Origin of the sequence: Alkalibacterium sp. f15, from assembly GCF_049389645.1 — a bacterium.
In the GTDB taxonomy this organism is placed as follows: domain Bacteria; phylum Bacillota; class Bacilli; order Lactobacillales; family Carnobacteriaceae_A; genus Alkalibacterium.
The window spans coordinates 967141-983022 of the sequence record NZ_CP186540.1; the positions used below are offsets into that span (position 1 = coordinate 967141).

18 protein-coding genes and 1 pseudogene are annotated in these 15882 nt (G+C 36.4%); 8 read left to right on the forward strand and 11 right to left on the reverse strand.

The features are described 5' to 3' along the window. Window positions 1–55 precede the first annotated feature (55 nt). Window positions 56–445 carry a hypothetical protein gene (locus tag ACO1PF_RS04730; RefSeq protein ID WP_423190184.1) on the forward strand — a complete coding sequence of 130 codons (390 nt, stop codon included), beginning with the start codon at window positions 56–58 and terminating at the stop codon, window positions 443–445. Between the two features lie 102 nt (window positions 446–547). On the opposite strand, the gene csaA is transcribed toward ACO1PF_RS04730, so the two are convergent. Next, the gene (gene csaA / locus ACO1PF_RS04735; protein ID WP_423190185.1) at window positions 548–877 is read right to left on the reverse strand and encodes a chaperone CsaA; all 330 of its coding nucleotides are present in this window, start codon (window positions 875–877) and stop codon (window positions 548–550) included. A 109-nt stretch (window positions 878–986) separates the two neighbouring features. Here csaA and ACO1PF_RS04740 point away from each other — a divergent pair. Then, window positions 987–1367 (forward strand): annotated as a pseudogene (locus tag ACO1PF_RS04740) (glutamine-hydrolyzing GMP synthase); the annotation flags it as partial. 94 nt (window positions 1368–1461) lie between these two features. On the opposite strand, the gene ACO1PF_RS04745 reads toward ACO1PF_RS04740, so the two are convergent. Together ACO1PF_RS04745 and ACO1PF_RS04750 are read right to left on the reverse strand one after the other, a co-directional pair. Continuing rightward, on the reverse strand, window positions 1462–2811 hold the full coding sequence (locus ACO1PF_RS04745; protein WP_423190186.1) for a PIN-like domain-containing protein: 1350 nt from the start codon (window positions 2809–2811) through the stop codon (window positions 1462–1464). Window positions 2812–3562: 751 nt separating this feature from the next. After that, complete coding sequence (locus ACO1PF_RS04750) at window positions 3563–4141, reverse strand: hypothetical protein (RefSeq protein ID WP_423190187.1); 579 nt, start codon at window positions 4139–4141, stop codon at window positions 3563–3565. A 416-nt stretch (window positions 4142–4557) separates the two neighbouring features. Here ACO1PF_RS04750 and ACO1PF_RS04755 point away from each other — a divergent pair, with 416 nt between their 5' ends. Then, window positions 4558–5049 (forward strand): GNAT family N-acetyltransferase, encoded by a 492-nt coding sequence (locus ACO1PF_RS04755; protein ID WP_423190188.1) that lies wholly within the window; start codon window positions 4558–4560, stop codon window positions 5047–5049. A gap of 166 nt (window positions 5050–5215) precedes the next feature. Continuing rightward, window positions 5216–5602 (forward strand): hypothetical protein, encoded by a 387-nt coding sequence (locus ACO1PF_RS04760; RefSeq protein WP_423190189.1) that lies wholly within the window; start codon window positions 5216–5218, stop codon window positions 5600–5602. Window positions 5603–5694: 92 nt separating this feature from the next. Here ACO1PF_RS04760 and ACO1PF_RS04765 read toward each other — a convergent pair whose 3' ends face one another. Further along, the gene (locus ACO1PF_RS04765) at window positions 5695–6243 is read right to left on the reverse strand and encodes a hypothetical protein (RefSeq protein ID WP_423190190.1); all 549 of its coding nucleotides are present in this window, start codon (window positions 6241–6243) and stop codon (window positions 5695–5697) included. A gap of 53 nt (window positions 6244–6296) precedes the next feature. Further along, a complete protein-coding gene (locus ACO1PF_RS04770; protein ID WP_423190501.1) occupies window positions 6297–6839 on the reverse strand; it encodes a GrpB family protein in 543 nt (180 codons plus the stop codon). Between the two features lie 148 nt (window positions 6840–6987). Between ACO1PF_RS04770 and ACO1PF_RS04775 the strand changes: the two genes are divergently transcribed. Next, a complete protein-coding gene (locus ACO1PF_RS04775) occupies window positions 6988–7377 on the forward strand; it encodes a hypothetical protein (protein WP_423190191.1) in 390 nt (129 codons plus the stop codon). A 61-nt stretch (window positions 7378–7438) separates the two neighbouring features. On the opposite strand, the gene ACO1PF_RS04780 is transcribed toward ACO1PF_RS04775, so the two are convergent. The 4 genes from ACO1PF_RS04780 to ACO1PF_RS04795 all read right to left on the reverse strand — a co-directional run bounded on the left by ACO1PF_RS04780 (window position 7439) and on the right by ACO1PF_RS04795 (window position 11478). After that, the gene (locus ACO1PF_RS04780; RefSeq protein ID WP_423190192.1) at window positions 7439–8350 is read right to left on the reverse strand and encodes a DNA/RNA non-specific endonuclease; all 912 of its coding nucleotides are present in this window, start codon (window positions 8348–8350) and stop codon (window positions 7439–7441) included. A gap of 285 nt (window positions 8351–8635) precedes the next feature. Beyond that, on the reverse strand, window positions 8636–8914 hold the full coding sequence (locus tag ACO1PF_RS04785; RefSeq protein WP_423190193.1) for a cupin domain-containing protein: 279 nt from the start codon (window positions 8912–8914) through the stop codon (window positions 8636–8638). A gap of 195 nt (window positions 8915–9109) precedes the next feature. Continuing rightward, window positions 9110–9838, reverse strand: coding sequence for a glycerophosphodiester phosphodiesterase (locus tag ACO1PF_RS04790; RefSeq protein WP_423190194.1), 729 nt, complete (start codon window positions 9836–9838; stop codon window positions 9110–9112). Between the two features lie 176 nt (window positions 9839–10014). Further along, window positions 10015–11478 (reverse strand): catalase, encoded by a 1464-nt coding sequence (locus tag ACO1PF_RS04795; RefSeq protein ID WP_423190195.1) that lies wholly within the window; start codon window positions 11476–11478, stop codon window positions 10015–10017. Between the two features lie 190 nt (window positions 11479–11668). On the opposite strand from ACO1PF_RS04795, the gene ACO1PF_RS04800 reads away from it, so the two are divergent. Further along, entirely contained in the window at window positions 11669–12232 is a 564-nt protein-coding gene (locus ACO1PF_RS04800) for a hypothetical protein (protein ID WP_423190196.1), read from the forward strand. Between the two features lie 99 nt (window positions 12233–12331). On the opposite strand, the gene ACO1PF_RS04805 is transcribed toward ACO1PF_RS04800, so the two are convergent. Next, entirely contained in the window at window positions 12332–12823 is a 492-nt protein-coding gene (locus ACO1PF_RS04805; protein WP_423190197.1) for a GyrI-like domain-containing protein, read from the reverse strand. 263 nt (window positions 12824–13086) lie between these two features. On the opposite strand from ACO1PF_RS04805, the gene ACO1PF_RS04810 reads away from it, so the two are divergent. After that, window positions 13087–13263, forward strand: coding sequence for a hypothetical protein (locus tag ACO1PF_RS04810; RefSeq protein WP_423190198.1), 177 nt, complete (start codon window positions 13087–13089; stop codon window positions 13261–13263). A gap of 86 nt (window positions 13264–13349) precedes the next feature. Here ACO1PF_RS04810 and ACO1PF_RS04815 read toward each other — a convergent pair whose 3' ends face one another. Continuing rightward, window positions 13350–13778 carry a GNAT family N-acetyltransferase gene (locus ACO1PF_RS04815; protein ID WP_423190199.1) on the reverse strand — a complete coding sequence of 143 codons (429 nt, stop codon included), beginning with the start codon at window positions 13776–13778 and terminating at the stop codon, window positions 13350–13352. 280 nt (window positions 13779–14058) lie between these two features. On the opposite strand from ACO1PF_RS04815, the gene truA reads away from it, so the two are divergent. After that, entirely contained in the window at window positions 14059–14799 is a 741-nt protein-coding gene (gene truA, locus ACO1PF_RS04820) for a tRNA pseudouridine(38-40) synthase TruA (RefSeq protein WP_410262477.1), read from the forward strand. Window positions 14800–15882: the final 1083 nt, after the last annotated feature.

The following is a 15882-nucleotide window of genomic DNA, read 5'->3' on the forward strand; positions in this document are numbered from 1 at the left end:
TTTTTTAAAAAATTATCCTTATGTTAACCTTATTCATATCCAGGGAGGTAATATCATGGCGATCATAATTAAAAGAGATACAGAAGCTGCTGGTTCATTACTGAAATTCAAGGTATGGATCAAGGATATCCAGGTAGCTAAGCTTGCGCAGAAAGAAGTAAAAGAACTGCCAATTCCAGAAGAAGAGGCAGTTTTACAGATCAGAAAGCTCAACGGTAAAAGCAATAAACTCGTCGTGAATTGCGACTATAGGGTCAAAGTAACCAACGGACCAGGATTTCTTCTTATGTTTCTCTTTATGGTCATGCTGATCCCCGTTTTAAAAGTATTTAACGGGACTGCCAGATGGATCAGTTCTGCCCTCTTCATCTTAGGATTCATACTGATCCTACAGTTGGTAAATGTGTATAAACTTGAAAACCTGGACGATTCTAGAAACTCTTGACATCAAAAAAATAAACACGCTCATAGCTAAGCGTGTTTATTTTATTATAGTTCCTTTTGAGTCCGGCATTTCCCTCTTTCTAGAAACAAAAGTGGGGTGTTTTTAGGCCACAGGTGTACCATTTTCAATAGATTCATCTGGTTTTAAGAGCACCACATCACCTTCCTTTGGCACACCGCCGATGACCAAAACTTCGGATTTAAAACCCGCTATACGTCTGGGCGGGAAATTTACTACTGCAATCACCTGTCTTCCCACAAGTTGCTCTGGTTCATATCTTTGGGTAATTTGAGCGGATGATTGTTTAATCCCAACTTCACCAAAATCAATTTCTAATTTTATTGCCGGTTGTCGGGCTTCTAAAAACGGCTCTGCCTTCACAACGGTCCCAATACGAATATCTAACTTCATAAAATCCTCTATTGATGCCATGATTGCATCCCCCTAAGTGTATTGCTGAATTTACTTTCATACTAACTTACAGATTATTTACCAATCATATAACAGTATACTAAAAACCTCCACCAGGAATATGCCTGAATTACTCGTGTGGCGCCAGCCTTTCCCGGGACCCGGTTTAGGTATTCGTGTGATTGGAGAAATCACAGAAGAAAAACTGGAAATCGTCAGAGAGAGTGACGCCATTTTACGTGACGAAATCAAAAAAGCCGGCTTGGACCGCGACATCTGGCAATACTTCACGGTCTTACCTGGCTTCAAGAGTGTCGGTGTCATGGGTGACAGTCGGACTTATGACTATACAGTCGGCGTTCGAGCAATCACCTCTGTTGACGGCATGACCGCAGATTTCGCCCGCATTGTGAATGAAGTGAATCATGTCAACCGTATCGTGTATGACATAACGAGCAAGCCACCTTCCACAGTTGAGTGGGAGTATATAAAATTAAAGCCTAGACGTTGATATTCCGACGATTCTAGGCTTTTTATTAGTTCGGTACCTATTATGGTAACTATCCTTTGATTTAGGTCGAAAAAAACATATAGATTAGGATTACTTAATCAATCTCATCTTCCAGATCTCTACCTTCTTTAATAGACTTATAATGATTTAATTCTCTTTTTCTGAAATCGTTATTAAGCAAATACTCCTCAAGATAACTTGCTGTATCCAATATGTTTTTGTTTTTGGCTAATTCTTCATAATCATCAGATTCTAATAAATTATTCCTCAGAAACTTCTCGGTATAATTTTTCATCTCTTGTTCGCGCAGTAATTTCTTGTGAATACTATTTAGAATAGCCTTTTTAGTACCAATATCCATATCATAGATTTTATCTTGACTGCCTTTTTCTTTTTTATATAAATATCCTTCACTATTGATTCCATAATGATATTTGTCGTCGGAAGAATTAAGTTTCTCAAGTCGCTTTACTTCTCCTTCTATTTGTTCGTATGGAATTTTAACTCTGTATTTAGGTTCTGAGAATGTCCTTAATTCATTAATTTCTGAATCGCTTAATTTGTTTACAAGTTGTACAAATCTTAAATTGGATAATATATAAAGTTCCTTGTCAGATTCCCTTTGCAACTCATTCATCAAGTAAATATTTGGGCCTACAATTAACCCATCTGCCCTATACAATAAGTCGTTTTTCTTATTGGAACGACCATCATTAGTAATAAATATCACTTTTTTTCCTTTATTTTCACTACTTTTCGAATGATTAATAATATCTTTCCAAATTAACAGGTCTCCATATTTCCTCTGATATTTCAAATCTCCATAAAGTCTGGTTGAGTCCTTTTCATCATCTTTAGTGCTATCATTATATCCTGGTGGTATTTCTTCTTTATACCGTTTTTCACCTTCTTTTTGTACTTCGTCTATCCATTCTTGTTCATATTTCACTCCTATTCTATCTTCGATAATATCAATTAATTGGCTGTATAATGATTCTTCTTCTTTAGTAATCATAGAACTTATTTTTTCATTTAATAATTTTTTCAAATCACTTGAATACTCATCTGTCATTTCGATAATTTCTTTAGTAAAAGCTTCTTGCTCTTCACTATCAACCAAGTCTACAGCTTCAATGCTTTTTTTTATTTCATCAACAGAATTATTTATATTATCCCCATATGTTTTTATTCTTCTTATCTTATTTTTCTTTATACTACTTTTCTTGAAATTAAATTCTAAAGCTACTAGATATGGTATGTAGATATTTTTTTTTACCTTTTCCAGTGCTTCAATATATTTCTTTGATACAGTTGTCGGTAATTGAATAATATCTAAGAGATAATTGGTGTCTAAAACTATTAAATTATTTGATTTATTTCCCAAATCTGTTAAATTTAGATCTGATTGGTAAAATTCTGGAAAGAGTTCTTTTATATTAGCCATATCGGTCTCCCTTTATATATAAGATGTTTTTACTTCTCTATAACTTTATGTAAAATACAGTGCTAATTTTAACATAGATAAACTGGTATTAGTAAATCTATAAAGACAGTGTTCTCATAGTTTAGAGATGTTTTTACTTTACTATTAGTCTATTCGTAATGAGTAGATGTTTTAACGTATTGATTCCCACTAAAGTTGTTTCTTGATTCAGTAGACGTATTAATTATGCTATTTATTTGATTAGCAATCTCAATATTAGCAGAAGGATATAAGTGATAGTATACTCAAATCGTTATTTGAATATCGGAATACCCTAATCTTTTTTGAACAAATAGATGATTAACATTTAACTCTTTAGGGCTTATTAAAGGGACAGTTTCGCTAATTATAAATATCGTTTAACAATATTCCATATTGTTAATTTTCCTAATGGATATCCGGTGTAATAGAAAATCAAACTTGCCCATTTTCTCTTGTCTTTTTATCCATTCCTTTAAAATTCTTACAGTATTATCGTCAATAGATATAATCCTATGACCAGATTCCGTTTTCATTTTTATTTTACTTTTCCAAATCATTATTCGTCCTAAATTACTTACGGAAAATTTTATGTGATATACATAAAAAGAGCTAGAATTCCTTTTCAATCAAACGATTTCAGCTCTTTCTAATTTATACAAAATTAAACTATAATTCTTATTTAAATATATGTATCTCAAAGTTTATTAAAGATGTTTTTGTTTTAAATTAGCTATTTTTTTAATTCCTCTTGTATGTCAACAATCTTGACTTGATTATCAAAAAAAGCTTTTTTTCCTTTGTACTCGTAGTATTTTTCAGCAGATATACATAAATACTCGCATAACTCGCCAACTTCTATTCTAACTGATCTTAACTTTTTTATCTTTCCAGATTTTCTCTGGGGCGTTTCCCACCTTGTCCCTATGCTATTACAACCATTGGTACATAATTCGAAGTGATAGGAATATAAATTCTCTTTATCTTCCTTCTCACCAAACTTTTGTATATCAACATTCCCAGAGTGAAGATAAGAACATCTTAAATCGTAGCACATTTGACCAGTGAAGTATGGATTTTTCGCTTTTGAATAGTCTTCTGTCCATCCTGTTGGATCTGCATAATAATGATTAACCCATTCATCAAACCATAATTTATATTGCATTCCAACTAATCGATTACCTTTTTTATTTACATATTCAGGATATTCTATTTGACCGCATATATCAGGAATAGTTAATGCTAAAGAAAGTGCAGTAAGATATAATTTATGTTCTAATGACCGTCTAATTTCTTCAATTTTTTTAAGCATGATTTTCTTCAACCTTTCTTATAACAAATCTTACTACAATAATCACAATGGTGAGGAATTAAATTAGCTTGTTAAATTAAGGTTTCATCCCAGGATACAAAACAATAACAGAAAAAAATTAACGGTTCATCTTTTAAATGAATCGATTCAAAATCATTGTAGATATTGTCCATTTCTGAGCATTTCAGTTAATTTATAATACTATATCAGCTGCTACCCCACTCAAATACATTTGTATACGAAACGAAATGGATATACAATTATTTTAATTATACTATGTTTTAGCAATGATGTTAAGCTATTAATTCATATTTCATTCTAAACTCCAGATACTTAAGTAGTGGTAAATAATTATTTGACATGCTATGAAAGTCTTTCTAAATAATTTTTTCAATTTAATTTAAGGAGTGACTAGTATGGATTATTCGATCGAACCAGCTACGAAAGAAGACATATCATTCTTATGGGAGATGCTGCACCAGTCTGTATATGTTCCCGAAGGACAACAAGCCGTTAGTCTGGATATATTGAAAGAACCGACTATAGCGAAATATTTAATAAATTGGGGCAATGACCATGATCATGCGTTGATTGCTAAGGGTGAAGATAATAACCCGCTAGGAGCAGTATGGATACGATTATTCAGTCGAGAGAATGCGGGTTATGGATTTATAAATGAGGACACCCCTGAACTAGGGATGGCTATTAAGCTTCCATATCGAGGACAAGGGATTGGAAAGGATTTGTTAACTGAAATGATTGATTTGGCTCTTTCTATCGGATATCCTGCTCTATCATTGAGTGTTGATCCCCATAACAAAAAAGCCTTACGCTTGTATGAGAATAGTGGCTTCATTAAAGTAAATGAAGACGATGGAGGTTCCTGGACAATGAAAAGAGATCTATAATAGTATCAGATCCAGGCAAATCGGGCCAAATTATCAGCAAGGATTTGATCCGTTTAGTTATTGGTATTAGTTTCCTTTTTGTCTATTTCCAGTCTATAAACCATTCCATACTAAAGATATATATCAATATAACGTTATACTTATTTATGTCAAAGGAGGTACAGAAATGACGATTACACTGACCCGCAGTCCAGAAGTCAATGGTTCGTTAATCAAATTCAAGGTCTGGTTAAACAATGAACACGTAACAAAAATAGCGCTAGGCGAAGAAAAAGAAGTCCCGTTACCAAAAGAAAACTCTGTGATTCAGATAAAACAGCTCAGTGGCAAAAGCAATACACTTACAGTCAACGATGGCGACCATGTGGAGATATGCAATGGGACGGGACTTCGATGGATGATTTTGCTTGCAATATTATTTGTACCAATAGTCACTATCCTTGATGGGCCCACCATACTTATCAGCCTCTTCATTGCCATCATATGTTTCTTTGTTTTACTCATAAAGACTGATACTTTTAATTTAACTAAGATAAATGAATCTGCACCATGAATAGGCATCTATACCAAGACTCTCTATTTAAGCAAAACGGATCAAATCCTACTTTAGGATTTGATCCGTTTTACTGTTGTTAGATTTTTATCTTACTCGTAAAACCCCACTGGCTCCGGTAATTCTTTGTATTCATCTTTAGAAGCAACCATCTCGTGTATGAGCCATTCTAATTCTTTTAAATCTGAAACAACTTCGGATTCTTCACATAAGACATCGAATGAAAAACTGTTTGTTTCATCGTTCATTTGAACTGTCCATTCAGTAACTATTGGAGGCTCAGACACACACTCCACACCGTCATCTACAGCGTCGCCTTCTCTGATTTGCATAATATCAATCTTGATCATTTCGCTATAAATTCGATTCATTTCATTTGTCGATAAAGAAATATTAGCTTCCGCTACCCCGTTCTCTACAAGGTCTTTAATAACAATTTCTTCAAAGGTGTCGACTTTTTGTATTCCATATGGACCATAGTTAAGACTGAAATCAAAATCATCCGGTGCCTCTAAGTCGATTTGTACGCCTTCATTAACTTCCTTGTCGTCTCGCTCATTTTCGGAATTTGCACACGCACTGCTATAAGACACTAGTAAAAATACTGAAAAAAATAACGCAATCCTTTTATTTATTGACATAGACAAACCTCCCGAATAATTTTTCAGTCTTGATATTATCCACGTTACTATTACTATGCTTCTACATCATCATTTCTATCATTTAGCACCTTGGTCACGAAGGCCTCTTTTAAGTCAGTATACTCTTTTATGCCTTCTCTTTTCCTTCTGACAAACTCCAGTTTTATTTGTTCGTATTCTTTTCTTGCAGCTTCGTTAGTATTAAGATGATTTCTAAAATAGATCAGGTCATTCCATATTCTCTCGCGGTACTTAGTTAAGTGAATGTAGTGGGTCTTAGATTCAAATGATTCATCCGTAAATTTTGCAAAGACGATTTCATTGGGCCGTTCTACTCTCAAGCGATAGAAGTCACAAGTCCTCAAGTCTTTTTCCAGAAGTGAAATATCATCATCAATGGACTCGATTCCAACTAAGATATCTATTATCGGTTTCGCCTTGACCTCTTTTATGGCCGTACTCCCGACATGCTCGATTTGATACTCCTTTAAGGAAGTGTGTTTCAACAACGATTCTTTTACTTCCTCAAACGCATTTTTCCACGCTTGATCATGAGGCAACAACCTGACTTCATTTCTTTTCAAACCTAAGTGCATCAATTAATCTCTCCTTTGCAAACGTTCTACTTTAGTATATACAAAAAACCTCTGAAATGGCAGTCTGATAATCTCTTGATAAGTATGTTATACTATAAGTATATATCAATATAACGTTATACTTATCTATGTCAAAGGAGGTACAGACATGACGATTACACTGACCCGCAGTCCAGAAGTCAATGGTTCGTTAATCAAATTCAAGGTCTGGTTAAACGATGAGCCCGTAACAAAAATAGCACTAGGCGAAGAGAAAGAAGTCTTGCTACCAAAAGAAAATTCAGTGATTCAGATAAAACAGCTCAGTGGCAAAAGCAATACACTTACAGTCAACGATGGCGACCATGTGGAGATATCCAATGGCCCTGGATTTCGATGGATGATTTTATTGACAGTTATATATGTACTTACAATCACTATCTTTGATGGACCCATCATACTTATCAGCCTCTTCATTGCCATCATATGTTTCTTTGTTTTACTCAGAAAGGCTGACTCTTTTAAATTAACGAAGATAGACGAAAACTCTGCACCTTGATAAAGAAAAAAAACAAACCATCTCTCAAAATAGAGAGATGGTTTGTTTTTTGAGTATCAAATTATTCAACTAACTGATGGTCCCCGGTTTCATAGTCCAGTTCGATGCCGTCTTGCTGATTCGGGACGAACACATTAAAGGTCAGCGTCTCGCCATTATCATCAACAGAAAAGCCTTCCATCAAAATGCCGTGCGAGAGCAGATTCTCTTCTTCAAAAAGCGGTGTGACACGATAACGAACTTGCATTTCGCTATATTCTACAACACTAGCGACGAAGTTCTCAAAAGGCAACATTCCTTCGACGTTGAACTGACGTGTACCGGTCATAAGGTTATCACGTCCGTCGTACCCGGTCATTTGATGTCCAATAAGGTGGCTGCGGTTATAGAGCCAATTCCCTGAGACGATCTCATAATTCCCCTGGTTCCAGCCCGTCGGATCGATATGACCGATAGATCCCCGTTCTTCCGCAGGCATTAATTCAACGTCTAATAATGCATCCGCGACACCCACGCGGCCTAAATCATCCTCGGTTTCATAGGATTGAAATGGCTCGCTGACTTCCAAATCTTCATTTGTAAACAATGGAATATTTTCATTCACTTCGATATACACGGTATCCAGCGGTAAATCTTCCGGATTTGGCAGCTCTAGCGCATCGATATCGAAGACCAGATCAGCGTCTTCATCAACCATTTCCGATTCCGTTTCTTCTATATCTTCTGTCTTTTCCAGGACTTCATAGCCAGCATCCTCTTCAGCCACTATGTCGGTCGACTCATCACTGGAAACCTCTTCATCCGAGTATGCCTCATCCATGACTTCTTCTTCCGGTTCGCTGTCATCCGTGACTACGGCTTCATTCGATTTTGTTTCCATCTCATCTGTTTCTAGGGCTTCATCCACTGGCTCGCATGCAGCCAGCAGCAAAGTGGTACTTATCATACCCATCACTAATTGCTTATGTATCATTTAATACACCTTCCTTATTTTCAATCTCATTTCACCTATACTAGTGTTTTATGATAAGTAACTTTCTTATTCATCATAACAGGTTTATAATATATTTCAAAAGTGTTAAGTGGCAGGTGTCTACTTAATTAAAAACTTATCTGTATTTCATCAATATTTTCAAAAAAACGACTGATCATTTAAAGGTCTAAGTATGAAACTGCTTGATTAAGATAAAAACGACCACTTCTTAAATGAGAAGTGGCCGTGTCATTGTTAAAAATTTCGACTATGAAAAATGATCTCTTAAGCTTCCAGAAGGTCTTCTCTAATGGGATTAAACACATCAAGTAATTTGCCATCTTCCAAACAAAGAACCCCATGTTCAACTCCGGATGCGAAATACAGTGTATCTCCTTTTGAGACAACTATTTTTTCTTTACCTTTAACAAACTCAAATTTGCCTTCCAAAACGTATGTGAACTGTACGGATTCATGGGAATGCATATCCCCCACTTCATCTTTTTTCAACTCGATTTCTACTAGCATTATATTGCTATCGTGATCCAATACTTTACGGTTCATATCTTTTCCCCATTCTATATACAAAAATATTTAAATCTCGATCGTATTCATTTTAGGTGTTTTTTTCACTTTAGTGCAAGACGTTAATGTTCACCTCATTATAGCTTGACCAGCTAGCCTTTGTCGAATCAAAATAGCTCCACTATCCATTTTAAAAAGTTCTTCTATAAGTGTATTTATGCGTACTTAATACTTTTACCGATTAAATTGAATCTTTTTCAATCGGTCCGGATGATCTGTAATGATACCCTCTATGTCTAGGTTGTTTATCTTTTTTAATTCTTCACTTTCATTCACAGTCCAAACGTTGATACTCATTCCGTACTCGTTTGCTAACTGGATAATTTGAGCATTCAGTCCGCTCGCTTTTAAATGAATAAACTCCGCACCCAGATCTTTTGCCCTTTGTATGGTCGGTTCATCGCACTCAAAAAGGAGCAGCCCTGTTTTCACAGTTGGCATGAACTGTTTGATACGCTCAATATTTTTTTGATGAAAAGAAGAGATAATTATAGTTTCTTCTATATTAAATTTTCGGAGAGCTTCTGCTACTTTCTGTTCTAAGTCGTTGTCTTCTACTCCTTCACTTTTCAATTCTATATTCGTTAAAATATGTTTGTTTTCAGCCCAAATCAGATAGTCTGAAAGTGTCGGAATGTATTGCTGCTTTATGTTTTCTTGCAATGGATGCGTAATGGGGTATGACTCGAGATCAATCAACGTGTAGTCGTTTAACTTTCCCGTTCCACCTGTCATCCTGTCGATTGTCTCATCATGGAAGATGACTACTTCTTTGTCTTTAGTTAACCGTACATCCAGCTCCATACCGTCAGCACCTGCCTCATACGCTCTCTCGAAAGCAACTAGTGTGTTCTCCGGGTACCGTCCACTAAACCCTCTGTGCGCTATATTCAACCGTCTCAAGACACACACGTCCTTTCCACTTTCATTAACTCGTTTGTTCAGCTCATGTTCCTCTCTTTTATTTTATCTTCTTTTCTCAATCGGTGCTATACAATCAACTTCTCACTTGCTCACATCATAAAAAACCGAGCATCTCTATTCATAATCGAAGAGAGATGCTCGGTGTAATTAATTATTTATTTCGCAGTAGCTGGGTTTTTCACTTCTAAATGCTTCGCTACAGCTTCAGCCAGTTCCGGCGTGACTCGATGGAACAATTTCAGCTGACGCTCTACGATGCGTTCGTCTTTCACGCCGCTTAAATGATCGGCAAAGTTTTTGTATAGTCGTTGACGCTCGTCGACATTCATCACTTCTTCTATCAATTGACGCGGTTGGGAGAAATGGTCGTCATTGTCATATGCGACACTATCTGCTTCCCCCGAGACGTTGAACGGTTTGGTCTTATCTTCTTTCGATTCTTTCAATTCGTCATAGCTGTTCGGTTCATAGTTGACGGCACTTCCACCATTACTGTAAGACATCGTTCCACCGCGCTGATGGTTTTTCACTTCAACTTTAGGTGAATTGATCGGCAACTGGTTATGGTTGGCACCAATACGGTAACGATGCGCATCTGCGTAGGCAAACAAGCGGCCTTGAAGCATTTTATCCGGTGACGCTTCCACGCCCGGCACAAAGTTCCCAGGTGAGAAAGCTGACTGTTCGACTTCCGCAAAGTAATTTTCAGGGTTTCGATCCAAGACCATTTTTCCTACTTCGATAAGTGGGTAATCTTTGTGAGACCAGACTTTGGTAATATCAAACGGGTCATACGCATACTGCAACGCATCTTCTTCCGGCATGATTTGTACTTTCAGCGTCCAAGATGGGAAGTCGCCTTCCTCAATCGCATTAAATAAATCTTCTGCATGGTAATCAGGGTGTTCACCCGCAATTTTTTCAGCGACCTTAGGATCCATATTCTTAACCCCCTGGTCCGTTCTGAAGTGATATTTCACCCAGCATGAGTCCCCTTCTTTGTTTACCCATTTAAAGGTATGACTACCGTATCCCTGCATGTGGCGAAGCGTTGCAGGAATCCCGCGGTCAGAATGCAGAATAGTGATCTGGTGCAAGGATTCAGGTGATAAAGACCAGAAATCCCAGACCATATTGGCATCTTTCAGATTGGTTTGAGGGTCACGTTTTTGAGTGTGAATGAAATCTGGAAACTTGATTGCATCACGTATAAAGAAAACAGGTGTATTGTTTCCAACAAGATCGTAATTGCCTTCATCGGTATAAAATTTGACAGAAAAGCCTCTGGGATCTCTGACTGTATCAGCTGAGCCTAATTCGCCTGCGACAGTAGAAAGTCGGATAAACATGGGTGTTTCTTTACCTTCTGTTGATAAGAAATCGGCCTTCGTATAGTTGGCAATATCGGGATTCGTGACAGTGAAATGCCCATGAGCTCCGGCACCTTTCGCATGGACAACACGTTCGGGTACACGTTCACGGTTGAAATGAGCAAGCTTTTCAATTAAATGGACGTCCTGAAGCAGTGTCGGTCCATGTTGTCCTGCTGTAATAGAATTCTGATTATCTCCGACAGGTGCCCCTGTAGACGTCGTCAATTTACTGTTATGTTCAATCATCTATGTATCTCTCCTTACTTCTTAGTAACATTCATATTATAATAGATATAATCTAACAAATGCAACAGCAATGCGCAAAGCTCATAATATTATTACATTTAAACCCTTTTTTAGTTGATAAAGACCCGGGCATATGTTAACTTTATCTTTATAAGTTATTACATAAAAATACATAAGGAGATTAATAACAATGAAAAAATCACAATCCATCCTTGCTTCACTTGCTTTCGTCTCACTTGCAGTTGTCATGTTCATAGCGTTATCATCAGCTGTTCTACCTGCTTATTCTGATCACGGACGCTCGATGGTCGTCGGTACACTTGCTTACATATTTATGAGTGGGATCGTTATATTTGCCTCACAAAAAAGTAAACAGTTAGGTATAGCAGGCGTTTTAGCTAGTCTAACGTTTATAGGCGCACACATTCTCATTGAAGCCAGTCTGTTCTCAACTATTGGACTAGCATCCGTAACAAATCCGTTTGGCTATGCCGCTCTCACCGCATTCGTTTTGGCCGGAGTGAGTTATGTCATGAGTAAACTCCGTGTCTTGTCTCAATTGACTCTTTATATTAATGGGTTTATGACTACAGGTATCACGCTCGTTTATTATCACGTGGCTTCTTTAGCGCCTGTCAGAGGATCGTTATTGTTCTTCATTCCATTTACGCTATTCTTGGTTTGGACAGTTGCTCAATACGGTGTTCAAGTTTCCCAAGCCGTTAAAACACGTAGACAAACACAAGCAGCTTAATAACCACTGAACAAAACGCCCTCTTCCTGAAAATGGAAAAGGGCGTTTTGTTGCTTTAACTGATCGATATGCCATTTTTTATTGACTCTTAAAGTTCTTTTACACCAGTTTTTTCATAACCGGTATCCATATTTCACAAAATAGATCATCATCTTTTTGTGCGGGATACAATTCAAAATCCGTATCATCCAGCATCTGATAATTGGATCCCGGCAGGAATTCTTTTAATATTCTTTCCCATGTCTCTCCGATACAGTCAGGACTGTCCCCAATACTAGGGAAGACTGCCCAAAGCGCCGGCTTCACTTCCCAGATCTGATAGCCTGCTGGAATTTGGCTACCATCATGCAGCATGGCGATTCCGTAATCAAAATAGTCCCTGTCTTTTGAAATCGGTGCACACACGCCATAAAGATCTTCCGTCAGCGCATGTTCTTTCAGCGTATCAAACACAGCTGTTTTCCTACTTCTTTCCCAAAAACCAGGTATTTCATTCTCCACATCACTCGAATCATCAATCGATTCATTCGGAAACTGTTCGACCTTGGCTATCAATTTGATCGGGTCTTTCTCTACAATTCTATAGTCCATCCTTGTTCCTCCATTCTTTAACCGTTTTATGTATAAGCCCACAAAAGAGCTTGACAATATAATCAATCTTATCGTTTCAGTGAACGCGCTATCATTGTTATTATATATGTATACTATTTAATCGAGGAGAGTGATCATGAATCCAGTTGTGTTGCTTTTAAGTATACCTCTTCACAGATCAATGATGTCGAATACTGTTTTACGCATGCATTTTTATGAAAATACATGCGTAAAGATGATCTATACGGAAAGGACTGCTTAACTTGAAACAGAAAATATTATATATTGTCATAATTGCCTTTTATATACTATTCGGACTCTTTTTCATCTGGCAATGGATCGCTTTAGACGGACGTTTGACATTGTTTTCCATTCTTTTATTTATCGCAACATTATTCAGCTACTATACGTCTAAATACATGTTGAAGGACGATGACTGAGCGTTCATTACTCAATGAATATTTTCGTCTCAAGCCACTCTATTTTTTTACAAATTTTAATACAAAAAAATCGCTGGTTCCTCTTTTCACAGCGATTTTTTCAACGTCACACAAGGGACACCGTCTTCATAATAGATGTCAGACTCTCTCGTGTAACCCAGTTTTTCGTAAAATCCAGCGGCACTTAGTTCCCCGTGTATCACGGATGTCGTACATCCCTGCTTTTTACCCAACGCTTCCAGTTCTTTCACCACTAATTCTCCCAATCCTTTTTTTCGGTACTCTTTTAAAACAGCAACTCTTCCAGGCCGGATGGTATCTGAGTCGATTTGTTTATGACGTCCGGTTGCCACAGGTTTCTCTCCATCATAAATAACCACATAGATCATTTCGTCATGATCTTCCGAATCAAATTCTACCTTGAGTGGAATATCTCGTTCCATAACAAACACCTGCATGCGAATATATAAAGCCGCAGCTCGATTCCATTTTTCCTTTCCAGTGTGTGTCTCCATTGTCGCTCCTCTTTTCTTAAAAATATTTTTCGGAAATAATTATATGTAAAACAAAATTTTTCGGTTTTTTAAGTAGCGTCTTTAAATTTAGTATATCATAGAGATACATATAATATTGCTTTCAAAGATAACATGATCACACACACTAATAAACGACTTGTTCGTTATGTTGATTAGGTTTTTCGGCTGATTTATGAGATTATAAGAGAGCACTTTATGATCGTATTAATAGTAAACCAGATCAATAGCTAGATAAAATAAAATGATGAAGAGGGATACAATGAGAAACATAAAAATGACGATTGAATATGATGGCGGCCGCTATTTAGGCTGGCAGCGTCTTGGAGATTCAGACAAGACGATTCAGGGGAAAATCGAGAACGTCCTTTCACAACTGACAAAGGCTGACGTTGAGATTGTAGGCTCAGGACGCACTGATGCCGGAACACATGCCAGAGCACAAATCGCCAATTTCAAGACAGAGTCTACAATGGATCTGGGAGAAATGCAGAAAATTCTGATACACAATCTTCCTCAAGACATTATCGTCAAAAAACTGGAAGAAGTGCCTGAACGGTTCCACTCTCGCTATCATGCCAGTGGAAAACAGTACAGTTACTACGTTTTGAACCATATGATTCCTTCCGCATTCGAACGTAACTACAGTTTCTATTTTCCTGAGCCTCTGGATATCGATAAAATGCAAGAAGCTTGTTCCAAATTCATTGGCAGACACGACTTTGTCGGTTATTCAGCAATCAAGAAATCGAAAAAAACGACCGTCAGAACCCTGGAAAATATAACAATCGAAAAAGAAGGAAACATGCTGCACTTCACCTTCACAGGAGAAGGCTTCCTGCATAAGATGGTCCGAATCATAATGGGGACGATCCTCGATATCGGTGCTGGAACTATGGAGCTGGAAGTAATTGATGAGGTTTTCAAGAGCGGCATCCGAAGTGACGGAGGAAGAACCGTACCTTCTCAAGGCTTGTTTTTAGATGAAGTGTATTACGATTGAATAACCAACAAATATAAATCAAAAGCGTGTAAGTCATTTTTTTATGACTTACACGCTTTATTTATATTCAGTGTATTGATTTCATTTTAAATAGAATAAAAGTCATTAATGTATTCCTATGCTCATAGGGGATGGATGTTTAACTCCTTTAAAACAGCTCTCCTCCTAACAAAAGCGATACATAATTACATTTGTTATACGAGATAATCATGTATCCACTAATTGGAAAGAATAAGGACCGTTGTATAGAGGGATTCCTGATACACGATTTTATCCAATTTCATGTATTGTGTATTGAATATTCCTGTTATAAATTCTGCTACTATTCTATCTGTAATGTCTATTGATAAGAAATAGCAACTATTATTAAGCAAGATTTTCCAATTAAACAAATTATTGAAGAGAAAGGAATAACTAGAGACACTGTTTATATAATAGATAGCAATATCTATATCAGAAGACTTGATATTTAGTTGGATTATTTTTTTCTTTTATAAGATAAATTTTTACACTTTCTGAAAAAAACTACTAAACTTTTTTTTAGGGCTAATCCCATACTTTAAAAAAAGGAAAAAAACAAGGAATAAAAAACAAGCGATAGCAGTGTTGTTGCTTGTAAATACGTTTGACAGAAAAACTTGTAAGTATATTAAAACGTTCAATATGAATGTTATTAAAAACCCAGCGATTGCAAAAGTTGTTAAATAGCTAATTACCAACAATCTTTTTTGAATCATTAAATTTCGTTTTTTGTGCAATGATAACGTGTGCTTTATTTGTTTCACAAAAATATAAGAAAGACTAATAATAAATAGAACTATAAGAATATACGAAATCCAAGTATTCATTTTATCAACTCCTTTATTGACTAATCATTTAGCAAATACTTTATATTGATAATAGTATATCAAACTTTTTCATGTTTAACACAAGTTATATAATAATGCCTCGAAAAAGTGTCTATGAAGAAGACAAATATGTTTCATTGAATGATTACAATAGTGTCTATAGCGTTTGCAGTTACAAACATTATAGATACTCTAATTTGATTGAAAAAAAGTGAGAATAAATCTCATATTGAAA

Coding starts and splice junctions, on each gene's coding strand:
- ACO1PF_RS04730 (WP_423190184.1), top strand. CDS start 56: ATGGCGATCATAATTAAAAGAGATACAGAAGCTGCTGGTTCATTACTG.
- csaA (WP_423190185.1), bottom strand. CDS start 877: ATGGCATCAATAGAGGATTTTATGAAGTTAGATATTCGTATTGGGACC.
- ACO1PF_RS04745 (WP_423190186.1), bottom strand. CDS start 2,811: ATGGCTAATATAAAAGAACTCTTTCCAGAATTTTACCAATCAGATCTA.
- ACO1PF_RS04750 (WP_423190187.1), bottom strand. CDS start 4,141: ATGCTTAAAAAAATTGAAGAAATTAGACGGTCATTAGAACATAAATTA.
- ACO1PF_RS04755 (WP_423190188.1), top strand. CDS start 4,558: ATGGATTATTCGATCGAACCAGCTACGAAAGAAGACATATCATTCTTA.
- ACO1PF_RS04760 (WP_423190189.1), top strand. CDS start 5,216: ATGACGATTACACTGACCCGCAGTCCAGAAGTCAATGGTTCGTTAATC.
- ACO1PF_RS04765 (WP_423190190.1), bottom strand. CDS start 6,243: ATGTCAATAAATAAAAGGATTGCGTTATTTTTTTCAGTATTTTTACTA.
- ACO1PF_RS04770 (WP_423190501.1), bottom strand. CDS start 6,839: ATGCACTTAGGTTTGAAAAGAAATGAAGTCAGGTTGTTGCCTCATGAT.
- ACO1PF_RS04775 (WP_423190191.1), top strand. CDS start 6,988: ATGACGATTACACTGACCCGCAGTCCAGAAGTCAATGGTTCGTTAATC.
- ACO1PF_RS04780 (WP_423190192.1), bottom strand. CDS start 8,350: ATGATACATAAGCAATTAGTGATGGGTATGATAAGTACCACTTTGCTG.
- ACO1PF_RS04785 (WP_423190193.1), bottom strand. CDS start 8,914: ATGAACCGTAAAGTATTGGATCACGATAGCAATATAATGCTAGTAGAA.
- ACO1PF_RS04795 (WP_423190195.1), bottom strand. CDS start 11,478: ATGATTGAACATAACAGTAAATTGACGACGTCTACAGGGGCACCTGTC.
- ACO1PF_RS04800 (WP_423190196.1), top strand. CDS start 11,669: ATGAAAAAATCACAATCCATCCTTGCTTCACTTGCTTTCGTCTCACTT.
- ACO1PF_RS04805 (WP_423190197.1), bottom strand. CDS start 12,823: ATGGACTATAGAATTGTAGAGAAAGACCCGATCAAATTGATAGCCAAG.
- ACO1PF_RS04815 (WP_423190199.1), bottom strand. CDS start 13,778: ATGGAGACACACACTGGAAAGGAAAAATGGAATCGAGCTGCGGCTTTA.
- truA (WP_410262477.1), top strand. CDS start 14,059: ATGAGAAACATAAAAATGACGATTGAATATGATGGCGGCCGCTATTTA.